The following is an 18,327-nucleotide window of genomic DNA, read 5'->3' as shown; positions in this document are numbered from 1 at the left end:
ACAGCGAAACGCCGCCTCACGGACGACGCTCACGGACTCCAACTGTTCGCTTCTCCGCCCGTGCTACCGCGTGCCGCGCGGGGTCAGGGCTTCACCAGGTCGCCGTAGGCGTCCGGCCTTCGGTCCCGGTAGAAGGCCCACTGCTGCCGGACCGCGTCGATCAGGTCGAGGTCGAGATCACGCACCACCAGTTCCTCCTCCGTGTCGGAGGCCACGTCGCCCACGAACTGCCCCCGGGGGTCGACGAAGTAGCTGGTGCCGTAGAAGTCGTTGTCGCCGTACTCCTCGACGCCGACGCGGTTGATCGCCGCGATGTAGTACTGGTTGGCGACGGCGGCGGCCGGCTGCTCGAGCTTCCACAGGTAGGAGGACAGACTCCTCGACGTCGCCGAGGGGTTGTAGACGATCTGCGCCCCGGCCAGTCCCAGGGCCCGCCACCCCTCGGGGAAGTGCCGGTCGTAGCAGATGTAGACGCCGACGCGCCCGACTGCGGTGTCGAAGACCGGCCAGCCCAGGTTGCCGGGCCGGAAGTAGTACTTCTCCCAGAAGCCCTTGACCTGCGGGATGTGGTGCTTGCGGTACTTGCCGAGGTAGGTGCCGTCGGCGTCGATGACAGCGGCGGTGTTGTAGTAGAAGCCCGAGTCCTCGACCTCGTAGACCGGCACCACCAGCACCATCCCGGTCTCCCGCGCCAGCTCGCGCATCCGCCGCACCGTGGGACCGTCCGGGACGGGCTCGGCCCACCGGTAGTGCTCGGCCTCCTGCACCTGGCAGAAGTACGGCGCGTTGAAGACTTCCTGGAAGCCGATCACCTTCGCACCCCGCTCCGCCGCGGCGCGGGCGTGGCTCTCGTGCTGCTGGACCATCGACTCGGTGTCGCCCGTCCACTTCGTCTGGACCAGGGCGGCGCGCACGACGTTGGGCATGATGGCACTCCCTACAGGAGGCGTTCGCTACGCGTTGTCTACGCACGTAGAAGCGAACGTGGGACCTGTCACCACTGTGGCAATACCGGCCGCGTTACTCAACGAGGCGAGGCGTGTTTCGTGATCCTCGTCCGGTGGGGAGGAGCCGGGGACGCGTCCGTTCGCAGTGCGTCCCCGGCTCCTTCCGAAGTCCGGGCCGGTGTCCCGCCACGGGGCCGTCCCTAGTGGCGGGGCTTGGCGTAGACCACCTGGGCCGAGCCGCCGCCCCTGCGGACCTTCTCCGCGGCCGCCAGCCACTTGCCGTGGCCCAGGTACTGCACTCCGGTGGCCGCGCCGATCTCCGGGGTGTCGGAGAACTTGTGCCCCAGCTTCACCAGGTCGTCGCGGACGAACGCGGGCTCGGCCTGGGTGCTCGCCGCGTTGCGCTGACTGGCCCTGGGCGCGGCGATCGCCTCCACCAGCGGCAGGCCGCGGTCCACATGCCCGGTCAGCACCTGGAGGACGGTCGTGATGATGGTGGCGCCGCCGGGCGAGCCCAGGGCGAACGCCGGACGCCCGTCGTCCAGCACGATCGTCGGCGACATCGAGGAGCGCGGGCGCTTGGACGGACCGGGCAGGTTGGGGTCGGGCACGGCCGGATCCGCCTGCTGGAAGGAGAAGTCCGTCAACTCGTTGTTGAGGATGAACCCGCGCCCCGGAACGACGATCGCGCTGCCACCGGTCTGCTCGATGGTGAGCGTGTAGGAGGCGACATCGCCCCAGCGGTCGGCGACCGTCAGATGGGTGGTGCTCGGGCCCTCGTGGCCCTCGACGGCCGGGGCGCCCTTGCTGCCGCACGGCTGCGGATCCCTGGGGTCCCCCGGCGCCAGCGGGCTGGTCAGCGCCTTGCCGGGGTCGATCAGGCAGGCCCGGGAATCGGCGTAGCGCTGCGAGAGCAAGCCCTTCGTCGGCACGTCGGAGAAGGCCGGGTCGCCCACCCAGCGGTTGCGGTCGGCGAACGCGATCCGGCTCGCCTCGAGGAACCGGTGCAGGTACTGGGTGGGGCTGAGGTCGGAGAGGTCGCTGCGCTCGAGGATGTTGAGCGCCTCACCGACGGTCGTGCCTCCGGACGAGGAGGGCGCCATCCCGTAGACGTCGAGGCCGCGGTACGAGACCCGGGTGGGCGCCTGGTCCTTGACCCGGTAGGCCCCCAGGTCGGCCTCCGTCATGTCGCCGGGGCGCACCTTGCGGGGCGAGTTGGGTGCCACGGGGGGCTGCCGGACGGTGTCGACGATGTCGTGGCCGATGTCGCCGCGGTAGATCGCGTCGGTGCCCTCCCGCCCCAGTTCCCGGTAGGTGTCGGCGAGATCGGGGTTGCGGAAGGTGCTGCCGACCTCGGGCGGCTGCCCGTTCGGCAGGAACAGGTCGGCGGTGGCGGGGAAGTCCGCGAAGCGCGAGGCGTTGTCGGCCGTCTGCTGGCGGAAGGTCGCGTCCACGGTGAAGCCGTCACGCGCCAGCCGCTCCGCCGGCTTGAGCACGGTGCGCAGCGACTCGGTGCCCCATCTGTCGAGCGCCCGCTCCCAGGTGGCGGGCGTTCCGGGCACACCGACACCGCGCCCGCTGGTGACCGCCTCGGCGAACGGGATCGGCTTGCCGTTCTCGATGAACAGCCCCGCGTCCGCGGTGCGCGGGGCGGTCTCGCGACCGTCGATCGTGCTGACCCGGTGCGTCCTGGCGTTGTAGTAGACGAAGTACCCCCCGCCGCCGACGCCCGACGAGTACGGCTCGGTGACACCGAGGGCCGCGGCCGTGGCCACCGCCGCGTCGGCCGCGTTCCCGCCCTTCCTGAGTACCTCGATGCCCGCCGCGGAGGCGTCGGCGTCGACACTCGCGACGGCGCCGCCGTATCCGACGGCGACCGGTGTCTTCTCGGGACTCGTCGCGGTGCCGGCCCTCGCGTTGGCGGGCGGGGCCGTGGCGACCAGACCCGCCAGAACCGCCGTCGCCGCGAGCAGGGCCGAGCAGCGTGCCACCGCGGGAGAACGCACCATCCGTGACCTCCATCAGAGCTGTCGAGAGCCGGACGCCAAGAGCCGGATGCGCAGCCTAACTTCAGGGATGCCACCGCGTCAGGAACACGACCGCAATCCCCGCCGCCGGATGGGTGACGCGCCCCCGCTACCATGCCGGGTCACCTGAGGAGACGGGGCGGGGACATGAGCGATACGGCGGTGCAGATAGTGATCGGGCTCGTCACGAGCGCGATCGGCGCGGGCCTGGGATGGTTCGCCCGCCGGGTGTCCTGGCAGCGCGGGCTCCGCCGCAAGCAGCGGTTCTTCGGGCTGCCCAAGGGCTCGGAGTGCCTTCTCGTCGTCAACCAGGACGCGGCCACCGGCAAGTCCGCGGTCGCGCGCAACGACGTCTTCGCCCTGCTGGAGCTGTCCGCCCTCATCAGGGAGTGCGGGGTCAACGCGGATGTCATCGGCCACGACGAGGCGCGGCAGGGCTTCGGCACCCGCACGGAGTTCTGTATCGGCGGCCCGTTCTCCAACCGCCGTATGGCGGCCCATCTGGGCACCCTGCTGCCCGGGGTGAAGGTGGACACCTCGACCGAACAGGGGCCGGGGCGCGGGGCGTTCACCGTCGACGGGAAGACGTACGAGTGGCGGCCCGGGGAGGTAGAGCACGTCCTGCTGGCGCGGCTGACCGCCGGGGGCAACGGGCGTCCGGTGTTCCTCGCCGGCGGTCAGCGCTCGGTGTCCAACCAGGCGGCCGTGCGCTACCTCACGCGGCACCACCGCGCGCTCGCCCGCAAGCACGGTGTCGAGGGGTCGTTCTGCCTGCTGCTGAAGGTGGTCAACTCCGAGGCGTACGGGCCCGATGTGGTGGAACTCGTCGCGGACATCACCCGTGCGGCCCGCACGGCCCCCGACGAGGGTTCGGCCGACTGAGGCGAACCCTCCCGAACCGGGGGCGCGCCGTCCGTTCGTCCGGTCCGGCGTCAGCCGTCCGTCCGGACGTCAGCCTCTGTCCTGGCGTCAGGCCGGCTGCCCTGCCGCCCGGCCGACGGTCCTGCCGCCGGGTGCCTGTCACCCGTTCGAATGGTGCGCTCAAGGCGCAGCAACTTGCGAGTAACTTTACTCGAACGTAACTTGCACGGTCGTTACCGGAGGTAAGCGCTAAAGGTTACTCTCCAGTCACTTTGCCAGGACGACGCATTGCTGTCTGGAGGCGTTCATGTCACCGCCCAGAGCTCTACGTGCGGCAACGGTGGGTACCGCCTGTGCCGCACTGATGGCGTTTTCCGCCATCGCCCTGCCCCCCGCCGCCCACGCCTCGGCACCGGCGGCCGCACCCGCTGGCCTCACAACAGCGGGCGCGGCCGAGCCGACGTTCCGATTCGTAGACATTCCGGGGTCCGATGGCGTCACTTTGAAGGGAAATGTCTTCACCCCCGGCGATGCCGGGGGCGGCAAGCGCTACCCGGTGGTCGTCCTGCCCGCGAGCTGGGCGCTGAACGACATCGAGTACGTCGCCCAGGCCAAGAAGCTCGCCGCCGACGGCTATGTGGTCGTCAGCTACACCCCGCGCGGCTTCTGGTTCTCCGAGGGCAGGATCGACGTCGCGGGTCCCAAGGACATGGCGGACATCAGCAAGGTGATCGACTGGGCCCTCGCCGAGACCCCGGCCGACCGCGACCGGATCGGCATGGTCGGCGTCTCCTACGGCGCCGGACTCTGCGTGATGGGTGCCGCCTTCGACAAGAGGGTCAAGGCGGTCGCCGCGATGAGCGGCTGGGCGGATCTGTCCGGGTCCATCTTCAGCGGGCGCACCCCGCACCTCCAGGCCTCGCTCCTGCTCGGCGGAACCGCCTACCTCACCGGTAGGCCGAGCGAGGAATTCCAGCAGGTCCTCGGCGACTTCCTGTCCTCTCGCTACGACAAGGAGGCGGAGCTGGTCGCCTGGGGGGACAAGCGCTCCCCCGCCACGTACCTCGACCGGATCAACGACAACGGCGCGGCGATCATGCTGGCCAACTCATGGGGCGACAGCCTCTTCCCGCCCAACCAGCTCGCCGACTTCTACGACCGGCTGCACGGCCCGAAGCGGCTGGAGTTCCGGCCCGGCGACCATGTCACCCCCGAGCTGACCGGACTGCTCGGGCTGCCCAACGACACGTGGTCCAACGCCCGCCGGTGGGTCGACCACTACCTCAAGGGCGAGAACAACGGCATCGACCGCGAGCAGCCGGTGCAGCTGAAGAACCGCACGGGCAGCGACAGCGGCGGTTACGAGGGCTACTCCCGTTGGTCGGCCGTCACGAGCCAGCACCGCCGACTGCCGCTCGGCGACAAGGACTTCTTCGGCACCGGCGACCTCGGCGGCAGCCCCGACACCGGGTGGAGGACCCGGATCGGCACCAATCTCGACTCGGGCGCCGACGGGGGGCTGATCTTCCTGTCCCAGATCGGCGACCAGGTGGCCAAGCTGCCGCCCATCGTCTCCGTTCCCCTGCTGCCCAGGCAGGTGGCATCGGTGTGGCAGTCCGCGACGTACGACTCGGTCCAGCGCATCCGGGGCACGGCGAAGATGCATGTGACGCTGACGCCGAGCAATGCCATGGGAACGGTGATGGCCTACCTGTACGACGTGAACGGGCTCGGTGTGGGCAAGCTCGTCTCGCACGCGCCCTTCACCTTCACCGACAAGGAGCCGGGGCAGCCGTTCCCGCTGGACCTGGATCTGTTCTCGACGGCGTACGACGTCCCGGCGGGCCACCGGCTCGCGCTCGTGGTGGACACCGTCGACCCGCTCTACATCGAGCACAACCCGCTGCTGTCGTCCATCACCTTCTCCTCGCCGGCCGACGATCCGTCCTGGCTGTCGGTGCCCCTGCGCGACGACTGAGGAGGACTGAGGAGAACAGCGGAACGCCTGACGCACGACCGAAGCGCGACTGACGCGCGATTGAGGCGCGACCGACCCAGCAGGTGACGTGCCGGTCCGGGTCCATCCGGCCGGCACGTCACCGACGGGCGTCACAGGCTGATGTGATACGCCTTGCGCAGCGTCTCGTGGATGGTCCAGCGGGTCCTGTCGCCCTCGCGCAGCACACACGCGTCGCCGGGACCGACCTCGTAGGAGTCGCCGCCCTCGATCTCGATGGTGGCCCGGCCGCTGACGACCACGAACAGCTCATCGGCCTCGGTGTCGGTCACGACGCCGGGTGTGATCTGCCAGATGCCGCGGATCTGCCGGCCGTCCTCGGCCTCCCAGAGCACCTTGCCGGTGACCTCGGGCGTGCCGGAGACGATCTGCGAGGGGTCGAGCGGCTCGGGTTCGAGCTCGGCGCCGGGGATGTGCGTCACGATCATGCGCGCGAGCGTAGCCTCCCCACCCGAAGGCCGCGCCCCGGGGTCCAGCGGCGGGTCCGCAGGGCGACGTGGGCGGTCAGCGCGCCAAGGGCCACACACAGCGGCGAGTACAGCACCAGGTCCCAGTGGCGGAACGAGTCCGTCCCCCGCCCCAGCTCGAACCCCGAGGTGACGAGGCCGCCCAGGCCGCGCACCCCGAGCACGCCCGCGACGGTCCAGGTGCCGGCCGAGTAGACCCACGACGGCCCGTAGCGGCGGGTGGCTCCGGCCGCGCCGAGCACCAGACCGCTCGCCGCCACCAGCAGTCCGGCCACCGCGAAGTCCATCGGCGGCGTGGGCAGTTCGTCCTCGCCGACCCCGACCACGGTGTCGGCGAACTGCGCGGCGGAGTCCAGCGGCCAGGGCGTGAAGGCCCAGACGGCGTGCAGAACGCCGATGGCGCCCAGCACGGCGGCGGACGTCCACGCGGCGGCGCGGGTGGTGCCATCGGTCCCCGTGCCCGTGATGCCGGTGACGGCTGTGCGGGTGGTCGCCGCGTCGGTGGCGGCTGTTCCGGTGGTCGCTGCGCCGGCGGTGGCTGCGCCGGCGGTGGTGTTCTGACTGGCGTTCACACTTCCCCCTTGCCCGGTCCCTCGTTCCATACAGTGCTGTACGGATCTTTCCATACAGTACTGTACGGAACATGGCCAAGGGGAGAGTCAGCAGGGACGACTGGACGATGGCGGCGCTGTCGGCGCTGGCCAGGGGCGGCGTTCCGGCGGTGGCCGTGGATGTGCTCGCCAAGGAACTGGCCGTCACTCGCGGCAGCTTCTACTGGCACTTCAAGAACCGGGACGCCCTGCTGGTGGCCGCGCTGGAGACCTGGGAGCGCCTGGCCACGACGGAGTTCATCGAGGCGCTGCGGCAGGTGGCCGACCCCCTCGAGCGAGCGCGGGCCCTGTTCCTCGAGGCGCTGGGCAATGAGGAGATCGCCGGTCTGGAACCGGCCATCGTGGCCCAGGTCGACCATCCGGCCGTCGCCGAGGTGCTGCACCGGGTCACCCGCACCCGGATCGCCTTCCTCGCCGAGATCTTCACGGACCTCGACTTCCCTCCGCGGGCCGCCCGCCACCGGGCGGTCACCGCCTATGCCGCCTACCTGGGCTGGATCGAGCTGCGCAGGGCGGCCCCGGAGACCGCGCCGGAGACGCTCGCCGAGGGTGAGCGGTCGGCCGCCGCGATGGAGCACCTGGTGGAGTTGCTGACCACGGGGGCACCGGGGCCCGGAGCGGGTTGACGCGTTCGCGTCCCCGAGCGAGGACCGGCCGTTAATGCGTGGAGCCCGGGCCGCCGCACCGCGAGAATCGGCGGCATGACACGCGGTGCCAAGCCCAGCCTGTACATCTCCGTGGACATCGAGGCGGACGGGCCCATCCCCGGCCCCTACTCGATGCTCAGCTTCGGGGCGGCGGTCGCCGGCCGGCAGGACGCGGACGGATACGCGGCCGCGGATCCCGCGGCCCTGACCTTCTACCGCGAACTCCGGCCGATCAGCGAGACCTTCGACCCCGAGGCGCTGGCCGTCAGCGGCCTCGACCGCGACCGTCTGCTCGCCGAGGGCAAAGATCCGGCCTCCGCCCTGACGGACTTCGCCGCATGGGTGGACGAGGTCCGCGAGGGGGCACAAGCGGTGATGGTCGGCTATCCCGCCGTCTACGACTGGACGTTCCTCTACTGGTACGCGGTGCGCTGGGGCGGCGGCAGTCCGTTCGGCCACTCACGGTGCATGGACGTCAAGACGCTCTTCGCCGCGAAGGCGGGTGTGCCTCTGGGCAGCGTGGGCAAGCATTCCATCCCCCGCAACCTGCTCTCCAAGCGGCGGCACACCCACCACGCGCTGGACGACGCGATCGAGCAGGCCGACCTGTTCTCCAACATCATGGCCTGGCCCGGCGAACGCGGCGGCGGTCAGCAGGAGAAGTCGATCACCTTGAACGAGGCGTAGTGGTCGGCGGTGCGGTGGTCCTCCCCGGCGTCGCCCGTGATGATCCGGCGGGCACCGCGGGTAGAGGAGCCGGGGTTCCTGACCGTGTCCTCGTAGTAGTAGCCGGTCGGCTCCGAGGGAAGGACGCGCTCGCGGTTGTGGAAGACCGAGCCGTCCTGCGGGTACGGGAAGGGACCGTCCTGGTCGATCAGACGCGGGGTGTCATGGGCCTGACCGGGCAGCGCCTCTCGCAGAGGCTGCCGATGGCCGCCGCCCGGACGGTCCGGACGGGGCCTGCGGCCGAGGTGGTACGGGCCCGGGTGTGGGTGGCGGCGGCGGTGGCCGTGGCGGCCGGGGCGAGGAGGAGCAGCGCCGAGGCAAGGGTGGGCCGGGCGAGGCCGAGGTTCCTCTTGAGGGAAGTCATGGCCGGAGTGTGGCGCGTGTGCAGACATGCACACATCAATCGCCTTCGCCAACCCTTCCCGGACCGTTCACCCCCCATGTGCACACGACGTCGCACATGCGTACGGTGGATTTGTCGCCCTTGCACGGATACGCAGTGAGCATCCGTCCGGCACGGCGAGCACGGCGAGAGGAAGTGATGCCGCGTGAGCTCAAAGGGCAAGCGTGACAGGAAGACGATCGGCTACGAGCGCGAGCACGGCCACGGCTTCGACACCCCGTGGCACTCCAAGGTCGGGGGCAGCGGCTCCATGGACACCAAGGCCGCCCTCGAGCGCATGGGCAAGCCCGTGGGCGACCGCATCGGCGAGCGGACGAAAGGGCTCAGCTGAGCACCCCCGCCTGCCCGACCCGTCACAGATCGAGGTCCACCACCACCGGGGCGTGGTCGGACGCGCCCTTGCCCTTGCGCTCCTCGCGGTCCACATAGGCGTCCTTGACCGCGCCGGCGAAAGGCTCATTGCCGTACACCAGGTCGATGCGCATACCGCGGTTCTTCGGGAAGCCCAGCTCGCGGTAGTCCCAGTAGGTGAACGGGTGCTCGTACTTCAGCGGGCGCGGCACGACATCGCTCAGACCCGTGGCCCGCAGGGCGGCCAGCGCCTCACGCTCGGCGGGGGTGACATGGGTCAGCCCGTCGAACTTCGACCTGTCCCACACGTCCTCGTCGGACGGGGCGATATTGAAGTCACCGAGGACGGCGAACGGCCGCTCGCCGCTCGCGTCCTGGGCGACGGCACCCTTCAGTGCCTCGAGCCAGCGCAGCTTGTAGCCGTAGTGCGCGTGGTCCACCTCGCGCCCGTTCGGAACGTACACCGACCAGGCGCGCACCGGGCCGCAGGTCGCCGACACCGCTCGCGGCTCCTGCTCGTCATCGGGGTAGCCCGGACCGCCGGGAAGGCCCTCCACCACGTCCTCCAGGCCGACACGGGAGACCAGCGCCACCCCGTTCCACCGGCCGTCGGCCACCACGGCCGACGCGTACCCGAGCTCGCGCAGCTGCTCGGTCGGGAAGGCCTCGGCGGTGCACTTGGTCTCCTGTATGCACAGCACATCCGTGCCCGAGCTCTCCAGCCACGCCAGGAGGCGGGGGAGGCGGGCGGTGATGGAGTTGACGTTCCAGGTCGCGATACGCAGTGCCATGCGTCCGAATGTACCGCCCGCCTACGACAGTCCCGACCGGGTCACCCGCCCCATCCGTATCAGCCCCGTGTCCGCCACCACGCCCGCCCCGGATCAGCCCCCGTTGCGGACGTGCTGCGGCAGCCGGTGCAGGACGACCTCGCCGAGCCCGCCCTCCCCCACCTCCGCGGTCATATAGGTGCAGTACGGCTCCCGGCGCCGGTCGGTGGGTGATCCCGGATTGAGCAGGCGCAGACCGCCCTGCGCCGTGGTGTCCCAGGGGATGTGGCTGTGGCCGAAGACCAGCACATCGAGATCGGGGAACCGCTGGGCGCAGCGCCGCTCCCGGCCCTGGGCGGAGCCCGTCTCGTGGACGACGCCGAAGCGCACACCCCCGAGTTCGGCCCGCGCCACCTCGGGCAGGCGCGCACGCAGCGCGGGGCCGTCGTTGTTGCCGTACACCCCGATCAGCCGCCGGGAGCGCTCCTCGAGGAGGTCCAGGGTCGCGGTGTCCACCCAGTCCCCGGCGTGGATCACCACATCCGCCTCGGGCACCCGGTCGAGCAGTTCGTCCGGGAGCCGCTTCGCCCGCTTCGGCAGATGGGTGTCGGAGATCAGCAGCAGGCGCACGGCCCGGCCCTCCTGTCCGTTCGTGTTCCACGGCGCAGGCCGGCCCACCGGTCCCCGGTCGGGCACCCGGCCCTGCCCCTGCCCGCTGCCCGCCGGCCCCCTGGCCGCTGCCCCGGTCAGTCCAGCTCCGTGCTCTCACCCGGCGCCAGCCTTGCGTGCTCGGCGCCGATCCCCGGTCCGGTCGGCCCGAGCTGCCGGTTGTACAGGCCGTGCCCGAGGTCGTTGAGGAGCCCGTCGTGAATGGAGAAGGCCCTCGACGGCTTCACCTCGCGCACGTAGTCCACGACCTCGCTGAACTTGTTCCACGGGGCGTGGACCGGCAGGAGCAGGGTGTCCACGGGCCGTTCCGGCACGGTGAAGGCGTCGCCGGGATGGAACAGGGAGCCGTTCACCACATAGCCCACATTGGTGATCCGGGGGATGTCGGGGTGGATCACGGCGTGCAGCTCACCATGCGCTTCCACCTCGAAACCGGCCGCGGTGAAGGTGTCGCCGTGCCCGACCGTGTGCACCCGTCCCGGGAACGCGGCGCTGATCCTCTCGGCCACACTGCGCAGCGTCCAGATCTCGGCCTCCGGGTCGGCCTCCAGGGCCGCGCGCAGCCGGGCCTCGTCGAAGTGGTCGGGGTGCTCGTGCGTCACCAGGACCGCGTCGGCGCCGACGGCGGCGTCCTCCTCGCTGAACGCCCCCGGGTCGATGACCAGCGTGCGGCCGTCCTTCTCCAGCCTTACGCAGGCATGGCCCTTCTTCGTCAGCTTCATCGCGTCCGCCTCCTTCAATGGCTGCCAATGGCTCCGTGGCCGTGAGGTGTTCGGCTCCTCCTCCGATCCTTTCACCATCGGCTCCTTTCACCGTCGGCGCGCCGACGGCCGCGGGTCAGCGCCGCGCGGCACCGCGCGGCGTCCCCCGATCGGCGGAGCCTCAGTCCTCGGCCAGGACGCGCTGGGCCACGGCGAACGCCGAGTTGGCCGCCGGGACGCCGCAGTAGACGGCCGTCTGGAGAAGGACCTCGCGGATCTCGTCCCGCGTCAGCCCGTTGCGCACTCCGGCGCGGATGTGGAAGGCGAGCTCGTCGAGCTGTCCTCGGGCGACCAGCGCCGTGATGGTGGCGATGCTGCGCGAGCGGCGGTCGAGCCCCGGCCTGGTCCACACCTCGCCCCACACATAGCGGGTGATGAACTCCTGGAACTCCCCCGTCAGGTCGTCGGCCCGGCTCAGCGCGCGGTCCACGTGCGCGTCGCCCAGCACCTCCCGGCGCACCTTCAGCCCGTCGGCGAAGGCATTGCGCTCGTAGTCGACCGGTTCGGAGTCGGCGGCGGCGCGCGGGGGCGCGGGGGCGGGCTCGACGGGGGGCGGCGGGGCGGCCGGGGACGGCGCCTGCCGCAGGGTGGCCGCGAAGTGCCGCAGCAGGAGCTGGGTGACCGGGCCCGGCTGCTCGACATTGGCCAGGTGGGCGGCGTTGGGCACGACGGCGAGGCGGGAGTCGGGTATGCCCGCGATCAGCTCCCGGGCCGCTCCGGGCGGCGCCGTGGTGTCCTCCGCCCCCGCGATGACCAGCGTCGGGGCGATCACGGCGGGCAGTTGGTCGCGCAGGTCGTGCTCGCCGAGGGCGTCGCACAGCGCCGCGTAGCAGGCCGGGTCGACCGTGCGGACCATGTGGGCGCACGGCTCGGCGAGGGCGGGCTCCTCCGCGAGCGAGCGGGGGGTGAACCAGCGCGACGCCGCCGTGCGCGCCTCGTGCTCAAGTCCCGTGGCCCGCACGACGAGCGCGTGCTCGCGCCAGGCGTCCGGGGAGCCGGGTCCGGCCGAGGAGCCGATCAGGGCGAGCGAGACGACACGGTGGGGGTGGCTGAGAGCCAGCAGGGTGCCCACCGAACCGCCGAATCCGGCCCCCGCGTACCCGAACCCCTCGATACCGAGCCGGTCGAGCAGTTCGAGCACCAGGACGGCGACCTCCTCGACGGTGTGCGTCGGGTGGGCGAGCGAGCCGCCGTGCCCCGGCAGGTCGTAGCGGACGACGCGCCAGTACCTGGAGAGGTCGGCGATCTGCTCCTGCCAGATCTGGGAGGTGGTGCCCAGCGCGGGGCCCAGGACCAGCGCGGGGGCGTCCTGGGGCCCGTCCAGCCGGTGGTTCAGGAGCGGGACGTCGGTCATCGGGGGAGGTCCTTCGTCGGCATGGGGGACAGACCGTCGAGCGTAGGCTGTGGTGTCCGCCCCTGACCACGCACCCTGGAGCTGAGAACGCGATGACCGACGCGAAGTCCGGTTCGGCCGGCTCGGTCGAGGCGGTGGCCCGCGCGGGCGAGCACGAGATCGAGATCAAGAAGTCGCGGTTCATCTGCGCCCTGTCGCGCGCGGCCGGCGAGGCCGAGGCGCAGGAGTTCGTGCGCCAGGTGCGCAAGCGGCACTGGAGCGCCACGCACAACTGCTACGCCTATGTCGTCGGCGAGGACGGCAGGACCCACAAGTCGAACGACGACGGGGAGCCGGGCGGCACGGCCGGGGTGCCGATGCTGGAGGTCCTGCTGCGGCGCGGGCTGGTCGACACGGTGGCCGTGGTGACGCGCTACTACGGCGGTGTCAAGCTGGGCGCGGGCGGTCTGATCCGCGCCTACGGGTCCGCCGTGTCGGAGGCACTGGACGCGGTCGGCGTGGTGGAGCGGCGGCCGGTGGCCCTGGTGACGGCGGTGGCCGACCACACCACGGCCGGACGGCTGGAGAACGACCTTCGGGCCGCCGGGTACGCGGTGCGCGATGTCCGCTACGGCGCCGCCGTGGAGTTCGAGGTGGGCGTGCCGGAGCCGGAGGTGGCGGCGTTCCTGGCCTGGCTGGCCGAGGCCACGGCGGGCGGTGTCCGCGCCACCGTCGGCGGCCGGGTCATGGTCGAGGTGCGCTCCTGAGCCCTCGCGGCCACAGGATGCGGAGCGCCGGCGGGGCCCCGGTCGCTCAGAACGTGATGGTGGAGACAACGTAGACCGTGGGGTGCGCCTTGTCCTTGAGGTTCACCAGCAGGTTGTACGTGGGCCTGCCCTTCTCACGCGGTGGCAGCCGTACGCCCGCGAAGGCCTGCTTGGCCGCCCACTGGCCGTGGAAGTTCCAGCCGAAGGTGTGCTCCTGCTCGGGCGTGATGGGGTTGTACCCCTCGACCAGGGCGGAGCGCTTGGTGCCGAGCCGCTTGAGGAACCAGTCGACGTCCTTGGGCCGCTTGGCCGTGAACCGCGCGTACAGCGAGCTGGTCTTCCACGAGTTGGTCTCGAAGAACCTCGCCCCCTTCGCGTTCCCCGGCACCGGCAGGTCGTAGATGTCGCGCGTCGCCCGGTCGGGCCGCCCGCTCAGGGGCTCGGTGGCCTCGGCGCTGCGCTTCTTGTTGCTGCTGCCCCCGCTGCTCTGGGCGGCGGCGATGACCAGGTACGAGGTGGGCACGGCCGCCAGGAGCACTATCACCAGGGCCTTGGTGGCGCGGTTCACCGGTCGAACACCCCCGAGAAGCGCTCGACACGGCGCCGCTTGGCGCGGCGGAAGCGCCGGGCGACCAGCCGCGCCAGGTCGGCGGCGCCGACCAGGCCGGCCTCGTTGCCGAGCTGCGCCCGCACGATCCTGGCCTCGGGGCGGAAACCGCGCCCGGTCAGCGTGCGCCGGTAGGCCTCCCGCGCCGGGCCGATGAGCAGGTCGTCCGCGGCGCTGACGCCGCCGCCGATGACGAAGCAGCTGGGGTCGAGGGCGGCGGCGAGGTTGGCGATGCCGACGCCGAGCCACTGGCCGACGTCCTGGAGGAGCTCGATGGCCATGGGGTCGCCCGCCCGGGCGGCCTCGGTGATCAGCGGCCCGGTGATGTCGCGGATCTCGCCCGCCACGCGGTCGAGGATGCCGTAGGCGACCGGGGACTCGGCGGCCGCGAGCTCACGGGCCTCGCGCACCAGGGCATTGCCGGAGGAGTACTGCTCCCAGCAGCCGCGGTTGCCGCAGGGGCAGCGGTGGCCCGCGGGCACGACCTGCATATGGCCGAACTCGCCGGCGACACCGTACTTCCCCCGCTGGAGCTGGCCGTCCTGGAGGATCGCGCCGCCGATGCCGGTCCCCAGGGTGATCATGACGAGGTGGTCCTCGCCGCGCCCGGCGCCGAAGCGCCACTCGGCCCAGGCGGCGGCGTTGGCGTCGTTGTCGACGATCACCGGCAGCCTCAGCCGCTCCATCAGGGCCTCGCGCAGTGGCTCGTCCCGCCAGGACAGATGCGGGGCGAAGAGCACCTTGGCGCGGTCGGCGTCCACGAACCCGGCGGCGCCGATGCCGACCGCGTGCACGTCGTGCCGGTCGGCGAGGTCGAGGACGAGTTCGACGATGGTGTCCTCGACGACCTTGGGGCTCTTGGACTTGTCGGGGGTCTCGGTGCGCAGCCGCTCCGTGATGTTGCCGTCCGCGTCGACGACCCCGGCGGCCACCTTGGTGCCGCCGATGTCGATGCCGACGGTGGGGACCCTGGGGGCGGTCAGATGGGAGCGGCGCTCGCGTCTTCCGACCGTCCGCATCATGGTGGCGCGGGCGACGGAGTCGCGGTGGGCCCGGTCGCGGTACATCGTCACTGCGCCGCCTCCCGGTCCGCGGGGACGTCGTTACGGCTCACGAGCGCTGGCGGTTGCAACGGAAGCAGGGTCCCTGGTCTCGTCTGGCGGGGGCGCGGCTGCCGCCCCGCCTCGATGCGTGTGTCGGCGGAAGATCCCCTCCGCTGTGGAGATTGTGCCCCAGGCACCCCTGTCCGCGCACGGCCGGGCGCGGCCGTGCGCGGACTGCGGGCGGTCGGGGGGTGTGGCTCAGGCGCCCTCCCCCAGGTGGGCGGGGACGGGAGCGCGCTCGAGCTCGTGGCTGAGCTGCTCGAGCTCGGAGCCGCCCGCCATCTGCCGGGTCAGCTCCTCCAGGGCGATCTCGGACTTCAGGTGGCTGCCCGCCATCGCACCGCGCTTGAGCAGGACGAACCGGTCGCCGACGAGGTAGGCGTGGTGCGGGTTGTGGGTGATCAGGACCACGCCGAGCCCGGCGTCGCGGGCAGCCGCGACGTATTTGAGGACCACGCCGGACTGCTTGACGCCCAGCGCCGCCGTGGGCTCGTCGAGGATGAGCACCTTGGCGCCGAAGTACACCGCGCGGGCGATGGCCACGCACTGGCGTTCACCGCCGGACAGGGTGCCGATCGGCTGGTCGACGTCCCGCAGGTCGATGCCCATGCGCAGCATCTCCTCGCGGGTGGTCCGGCGCATCTTCGACACGTCCAGCCGCTTGAAGGGGCCCTTGCCCTTCGTCGGCTCCGAGCCGAGGAAGAAGTTGCGCCACACGGGCATCAGGGGCACGACGGCCAGGTCCTGGTAGACCGTGGCGATGCCCAGGTCCAGCGCCTCGCGGGGCGAGCCGAGGCGCACCTCCTCGCCCTGGATCGTGTAGGTGCCGGCGTCGTGCTGGTGCAGGCCCGCGATGATCTTGATGAGGGTGGACTTGCCGGCGCCGTTGTCACCGAGGACACAGGTGATCCGGCCCGCGTCGACCTTGAGGGAGACGCCCTCCAGTGCCTTGATGTTGCCGTAGAACTTGCTCACCGAGGCGAGCTCGACGAGCTCCTCGGTCCCGGTCGGCTCCTTCGTCCCGGTCTTCGTCCCGGTCATTTCGAGGCCTCCGCGCGCTTGCGAACCCAGGCGTTGAGCAGTGTGGCGAGCAGCAGCATCGCGCCGAGGAAGAACTTGAACCAGTTGGGGTCCCACTCGGCGTAGACGATGCCCTTGCTGGTCATGCCGAAGATGAACGCGCCCACGGCCGAGCCGACCGCCGACCCGTAGCCGCCGGTCATCAGGCAGCCGCCGATGACGGCCGCGATGATGTACAGGAACTCGTTGCCGATGCCCTCGCCGGACTGGACGACGTCGAACGAGAAGAGCAGGTGCTGGCCGGAGATCCAGGCGCAGAAGGCGACCGCCATGTACAGGCCGATCTTGGTGCGGGCGACCGGTACACCGACCGCGCGGGCCGCGTCCGCCCCGCCTCCCGAGGCGAAGATCCAGTTGCCTGCCCGGGTGCGCAGGAGCACCCAGGTGGCCACGGCCACCAGGCCCAGCCACCACAGGATGGTGACCTGGAGGTCGATGTCCCCGATCTTGAACCGTGAGGCGAACAGGGCGTGGGCGGAGGAGAAGCCCGCCATGTCCCCGATCTTCTTGGTGCTGACCGAGCCGCTGATCAGCTGGGTGAAGCCCAGGTTCAGGCCGGTGAGCATCAGGAAGGTGCCGAGGGTGATGATGAAGCTCGGCAGCTTGGTGCGGATCAGCATGAAGCCGTTGAAGAAGCCGACGGCCAGGGTGACCACGAGCGAGACCAGGACGCCGAGCCAGACATTGGCGGTCATCTGGTAGGAGAACATCGACGCGATCAGCGCCGAGCTGGTCACCATCACACCCGCGGACAGGTCGAACTCTCCGCCGATCATCAGCAGCGCAACCGGCACCGCCATGATCCCGATGGTGGACGAGGCGTAGAGCACGGTACTGAACGAGGACAGCTGCATGAAGCTGTCGGCGGCGACGGCGAAGAAGACGAACACGGCGACGGCGCCGACCACGGAGCCGAGCTCGGGCCGCCCCATCAGGCGGCGGGCGAGCGAGCGGTGCACGAGCCGTTCGTCGGCGGCCGCGTCCGGCCTTTCCTTCTTGTCCTTGTGGTGGGGCTGCGTATGGGCAGCGGTTGCCCCGCTCATCGGGTCTCCCGGTCGATGTGCTTCTCGAGCCTGTCGGCGGCCGTGCGGGCGGACGCCCGCACGGCCTCACCAGTGTCCGAGGACGCTGGTGGAAGGGGGGTGGTGAAGGTCACCGAGTACTCCGGGCGGTGAACTTCTCCAGCGCCGGAACGTCCTTGTCGGTCACGATGGCGGGGCCGGTCAGGACGGGCTTGCCGCCACCGAGGACGTTGGCGTTGTACTTGTTCAGCCAGAGCTCGTCCACGGCGAGGTAGCCCTGGAGGTACGGCTGCTGGTCGACGGCGAAGCCGATCTCCTTGGACTTGAGCTGCTTGACGACCTCGGCGTTGAGGTCGAACGTGTCGATCTCCGCCTTGCTGCCGACGTCCTTGGCCGCCTTGGCGGCGGTCGCCGCGAACGGCGCTCCGAGGGCGACCACCGAGTCGATGGACTTGTCGGACTGGAGCTTGGAGGTGATGGTCGACAGGACGTCGGGCATGTTGGTGCCCTCGACGTAGAGCTTGGACATGGCGCCGCCGAAGGTCTTCTTGGCTCCGGCGCAGCGCTGCTCGAGCGAGACGTTGCCCTGCTCGTGGATGACGCAGATGGCCTTCTTCTTGCCGCGCTTGGCCAGCTCGGTGCCGACCGCCTCGCCCGCCACGGACTCGTCCTGGCCGATGTGCGACAGCGCGCCGAACTTGGCGGAGAAGTCACCACCGGAGTTGATGGTCACCACGGGGATTCCGGCCTGCTTGGCCTTGCCGAGCACATCCTTCATCGCCTCCGGCTTGGCCAGGGTGACGATGATCCCGTCGACCTTCTTGTCGATGTAGGTCTGGACGCTCTCGGCCTGCTTCTGCGCCTGGTTGCTGCTGTCGTACAGGAATTCGACGTTGTCCTTGGCGGCGGCCTGCTGGGCACCCTTCTTCACGATGTCCCAGAAGGTATCGCCCTGGCCCGCGTGGGTGATCATCGCGATCTTCAGGCGGGGGGTGCCGACGCTCTTGCCGGTGCTGCCCGAGGGGTTGGACTTCTCTTCGCTGTCCTTACCGCCGGAGCTGCTGCATCCGGCGACGGTGAGTGCGAGAGCCAGTGCGAGAGCCGCCGCTGGGACCGTTGCACGTCTGCGAGCCATGGTGGTTCTGCCTTCCGTCCGGC

The 18,327-nt window shown here is 70.9% G+C and carries 20 protein-coding genes; 6 read left to right on the top strand and 14 right to left on the bottom strand.

Going from position 1 to position 18,327, the window contains the following annotated elements:
- Positions 1-83: 83 nt before the first annotated feature.
- Both IEY86_RS21420 and ggt read right to left on the bottom strand, forming a co-directional pair.
- A complete protein-coding gene (locus IEY86_RS21420) occupies positions 84-926 on the bottom strand; it encodes a nitrilase-related carbon-nitrogen hydrolase (protein ID WP_189133408.1) in 843 nt (280 codons plus the stop codon).
- Between the two features lie 221 nt (positions 927-1,147).
- Positions 1,148-2,956, bottom strand: a complete 1,809-nt coding sequence (gene ggt / locus IEY86_RS21415; protein ID WP_189133407.1) for a gamma-glutamyltransferase — start codon at positions 2,954-2,956, stop codon at positions 1,148-1,150.
- Between the two features lie 165 nt (positions 2,957-3,121).
- On the opposite strand from ggt, the gene IEY86_RS21410 reads away from it, so the two are divergent.
- Entirely contained in the window at positions 3,122-3,856 is a 735-nt protein-coding gene (locus IEY86_RS21410) for a hypothetical protein (protein ID WP_189133406.1), read from the top strand.
- A gap of 286 nt (positions 3,857-4,142) precedes the next feature.
- On the top strand, positions 4,143-5,813 hold the full coding sequence (locus tag IEY86_RS21405) for a CocE/NonD family hydrolase (protein WP_189133405.1): 1,671 nt from the start codon (positions 4,143-4,145) through the stop codon (positions 5,811-5,813).
- Between the two features lie 131 nt (positions 5,814-5,944).
- Here the strand turns inward: IEY86_RS21405 and IEY86_RS21400 are convergent, their stop codons facing one another.
- Both IEY86_RS21400 and IEY86_RS21395 read right to left on the bottom strand, forming a co-directional pair.
- Entirely contained in the window at positions 5,945-6,280 is a 336-nt protein-coding gene (locus tag IEY86_RS21400; RefSeq protein WP_189133404.1) for a cupin domain-containing protein, read from the bottom strand.
- Entirely contained in the window at positions 6,277-6,891 is a 615-nt protein-coding gene (locus tag IEY86_RS21395) for a DUF3995 domain-containing protein (RefSeq protein WP_189133403.1), read from the bottom strand. The genes IEY86_RS21400 and IEY86_RS21395 overlap by 4 nt, the downstream gene beginning before the upstream one ends.
- A gap of 71 nt (positions 6,892-6,962) precedes the next feature.
- Here IEY86_RS21395 and IEY86_RS21390 point away from each other — a divergent pair, with 71 nt between their 5' ends.
- The gene (locus IEY86_RS21390) at positions 6,963-7,556 is read left to right on the top strand and encodes a TetR/AcrR family transcriptional regulator (RefSeq protein WP_189133402.1); all 594 of its coding nucleotides are present in this window, start codon (positions 6,963-6,965) and stop codon (positions 7,554-7,556) included.
- A 75-nt stretch (positions 7,557-7,631) separates the two neighbouring features.
- Entirely contained in the window at positions 7,632-8,264 is a 633-nt protein-coding gene (locus IEY86_RS21385; RefSeq protein WP_189133401.1) for a 3'-5' exonuclease, read from the top strand.
- Here the strand turns inward: IEY86_RS21385 and IEY86_RS21380 are convergent.
- On the bottom strand, positions 8,228-8,695 hold the full coding sequence (locus IEY86_RS21380; protein WP_373287061.1) for a guanyl-specific ribonuclease: 468 nt from the start codon (positions 8,693-8,695) through the stop codon (positions 8,228-8,230). The two genes, IEY86_RS21385 and IEY86_RS21380, sit on opposite strands and share 37 nt — an antisense overlap.
- Positions 8,696-8,851: 156 nt before the next feature.
- On the opposite strand from IEY86_RS21380, the gene IEY86_RS21375 reads away from it, so the two are divergent.
- Entirely contained in the window at positions 8,852-9,037 is a 186-nt protein-coding gene (locus IEY86_RS21375; RefSeq protein ID WP_189133400.1) for a hypothetical protein, read from the top strand.
- 22 nt (positions 9,038-9,059) lie between these two features.
- On the opposite strand, the gene IEY86_RS21370 is transcribed toward IEY86_RS21375, so the two are convergent.
- The 4 genes from IEY86_RS21370 to pcaDC all read right to left on the bottom strand — a co-directional run bounded on the left by IEY86_RS21370 (position 9,060) and on the right by pcaDC (position 12,611).
- A complete protein-coding gene (locus IEY86_RS21370; RefSeq protein ID WP_189133422.1) occupies positions 9,060-9,842 on the bottom strand; it encodes an exodeoxyribonuclease III in 783 nt (260 codons plus the stop codon).
- Between the two features lie 99 nt (positions 9,843-9,941).
- Positions 9,942-10,457: a metallophosphoesterase family protein gene (locus IEY86_RS21365; RefSeq protein ID WP_189133399.1), complete on the bottom strand. Its 516-nt coding sequence runs from the start codon at positions 10,455-10,457 to the stop codon at positions 9,942-9,944.
- A 116-nt stretch (positions 10,458-10,573) separates the two neighbouring features.
- On the bottom strand, positions 10,574-11,218 hold the full coding sequence (locus IEY86_RS21360; protein ID WP_189133398.1) for an MBL fold metallo-hydrolase: 645 nt from the start codon (positions 11,216-11,218) through the stop codon (positions 10,574-10,576).
- Positions 11,219-11,378: 160 nt separating this feature from the next.
- Complete coding sequence (gene pcaDC / locus IEY86_RS21355; RefSeq protein WP_189133397.1) at positions 11,379-12,611, bottom strand: bifunctional 3-oxoadipate enol-lactonase/4-carboxymuconolactone decarboxylase PcaDC; 1,233 nt, start codon at positions 12,609-12,611, stop codon at positions 11,379-11,381.
- 92 nt (positions 12,612-12,703) lie between these two features.
- Here pcaDC and IEY86_RS21350 point away from each other — a divergent pair, with 92 nt between their 5' ends.
- Entirely contained in the window at positions 12,704-13,357 is a 654-nt protein-coding gene (locus IEY86_RS21350; protein ID WP_189133396.1) for a YigZ family protein, read from the top strand.
- Positions 13,358-13,403: 46 nt separating this feature from the next.
- Here IEY86_RS21350 and IEY86_RS21345 read toward each other — a convergent pair whose 3' ends face one another.
- The 5 genes from IEY86_RS21345 to IEY86_RS21325 all read right to left on the bottom strand — a co-directional run bounded on the left by IEY86_RS21345 (position 13,404) and on the right by IEY86_RS21325 (position 18,304).
- On the bottom strand, positions 13,404-13,925 hold the full coding sequence (locus tag IEY86_RS21345) for a hypothetical protein (protein ID WP_189133395.1): 522 nt from the start codon (positions 13,923-13,925) through the stop codon (positions 13,404-13,406).
- Positions 13,922-15,037, bottom strand: coding sequence for an ROK family glucokinase (locus IEY86_RS21340; protein ID WP_189133394.1), 1,116 nt, complete (start codon positions 15,035-15,037; stop codon positions 13,922-13,924). The genes IEY86_RS21345 and IEY86_RS21340 overlap by 4 nt, the downstream gene beginning before the upstream one ends.
- 228 nt (positions 15,038-15,265) lie before the next feature.
- Complete coding sequence (locus IEY86_RS21335) at positions 15,266-16,108, bottom strand: ATP-binding cassette domain-containing protein (protein WP_189133393.1); 843 nt, start codon at positions 16,106-16,108, stop codon at positions 15,266-15,268.
- On the bottom strand, positions 16,105-17,190 hold the full coding sequence (locus tag IEY86_RS21330; RefSeq protein ID WP_189133392.1) for an ABC transporter permease: 1,086 nt from the start codon (positions 17,188-17,190) through the stop codon (positions 16,105-16,107). The genes IEY86_RS21335 and IEY86_RS21330 overlap by 4 nt, the downstream gene beginning before the upstream one ends.
- A 109-nt stretch (positions 17,191-17,299) precedes the next feature.
- Complete coding sequence (locus tag IEY86_RS21325; protein WP_189133391.1) at positions 17,300-18,304, bottom strand: sugar ABC transporter substrate-binding protein; 1,005 nt, start codon at positions 18,302-18,304, stop codon at positions 17,300-17,302.
- Positions 18,305-18,327: the final 23 nt, after the last annotated feature.

The sequence above is a fragment of the Wenjunlia tyrosinilytica genome, from assembly GCF_014646055.1.
Classification (GTDB): domain Bacteria; phylum Actinomycetota; class Actinomycetes; order Streptomycetales; family Streptomycetaceae; genus Wenjunlia; species Wenjunlia tyrosinilytica.
Note: the sequence above shows the minus strand (reverse complement) of the source record. Positions and strands in the feature narration are given on the sequence as shown.

Coding starts and splice junctions, on each gene's coding strand:
- ggt (WP_189133407.1), bottom strand. CDS start 2,956: ATGGTGCGTTCTCCCGCGGTGGCACGCTGCTCGGCCCTGCTCGCGGCG.
- IEY86_RS21350 (WP_189133396.1), top strand. CDS start 12,704: ATGACCGACGCGAAGTCCGGTTCGGCCGGCTCGGTCGAGGCGGTGGCC.
- IEY86_RS21360 (WP_189133398.1), bottom strand. CDS start 11,218: ATGAAGCTGACGAAGAAGGGCCATGCCTGCGTAAGGCTGGAGAAGGAC.
- IEY86_RS21385 (WP_189133401.1), top strand. CDS start 7,632: ATGACACGCGGTGCCAAGCCCAGCCTGTACATCTCCGTGGACATCGAG.
- IEY86_RS21335 (WP_189133393.1), bottom strand. CDS start 16,108: ATGACCGGGACGAAGACCGGGACGAAGGAGCCGACCGGGACCGAGGAG.
- IEY86_RS21330 (WP_189133392.1), bottom strand. CDS start 17,190: ATGAGCGGGGCAACCGCTGCCCATACGCAGCCCCACCACAAGGACAAG.
- IEY86_RS21410 (WP_189133406.1), top strand. CDS start 3,122: ATGAGCGATACGGCGGTGCAGATAGTGATCGGGCTCGTCACGAGCGCG.
- IEY86_RS21390 (WP_189133402.1), top strand. CDS start 6,963: ATGGCCAAGGGGAGAGTCAGCAGGGACGACTGGACGATGGCGGCGCTG.
- pcaDC (WP_189133397.1), bottom strand. CDS start 12,611: ATGACCGACGTCCCGCTCCTGAACCACCGGCTGGACGGGCCCCAGGAC.
- IEY86_RS21405 (WP_189133405.1), top strand. CDS start 4,143: ATGTCACCGCCCAGAGCTCTACGTGCGGCAACGGTGGGTACCGCCTGT.
- IEY86_RS21420 (WP_189133408.1), bottom strand. CDS start 926: ATGCCCAACGTCGTGCGCGCCGCCCTGGTCCAGACGAAGTGGACGGGC.
- IEY86_RS21325 (WP_189133391.1), bottom strand. CDS start 18,304: ATGGCTCGCAGACGTGCAACGGTCCCAGCGGCGGCTCTCGCACTGGCT.
- IEY86_RS21400 (WP_189133404.1), bottom strand. CDS start 6,280: ATGATCGTGACGCACATCCCCGGCGCCGAGCTCGAACCCGAGCCGCTC.
- IEY86_RS21380 (WP_373287061.1), bottom strand. CDS start 8,695: ATGTCTGCACACGCGCCACACTCCGGCCATGACTTCCCTCAAGAGGAA.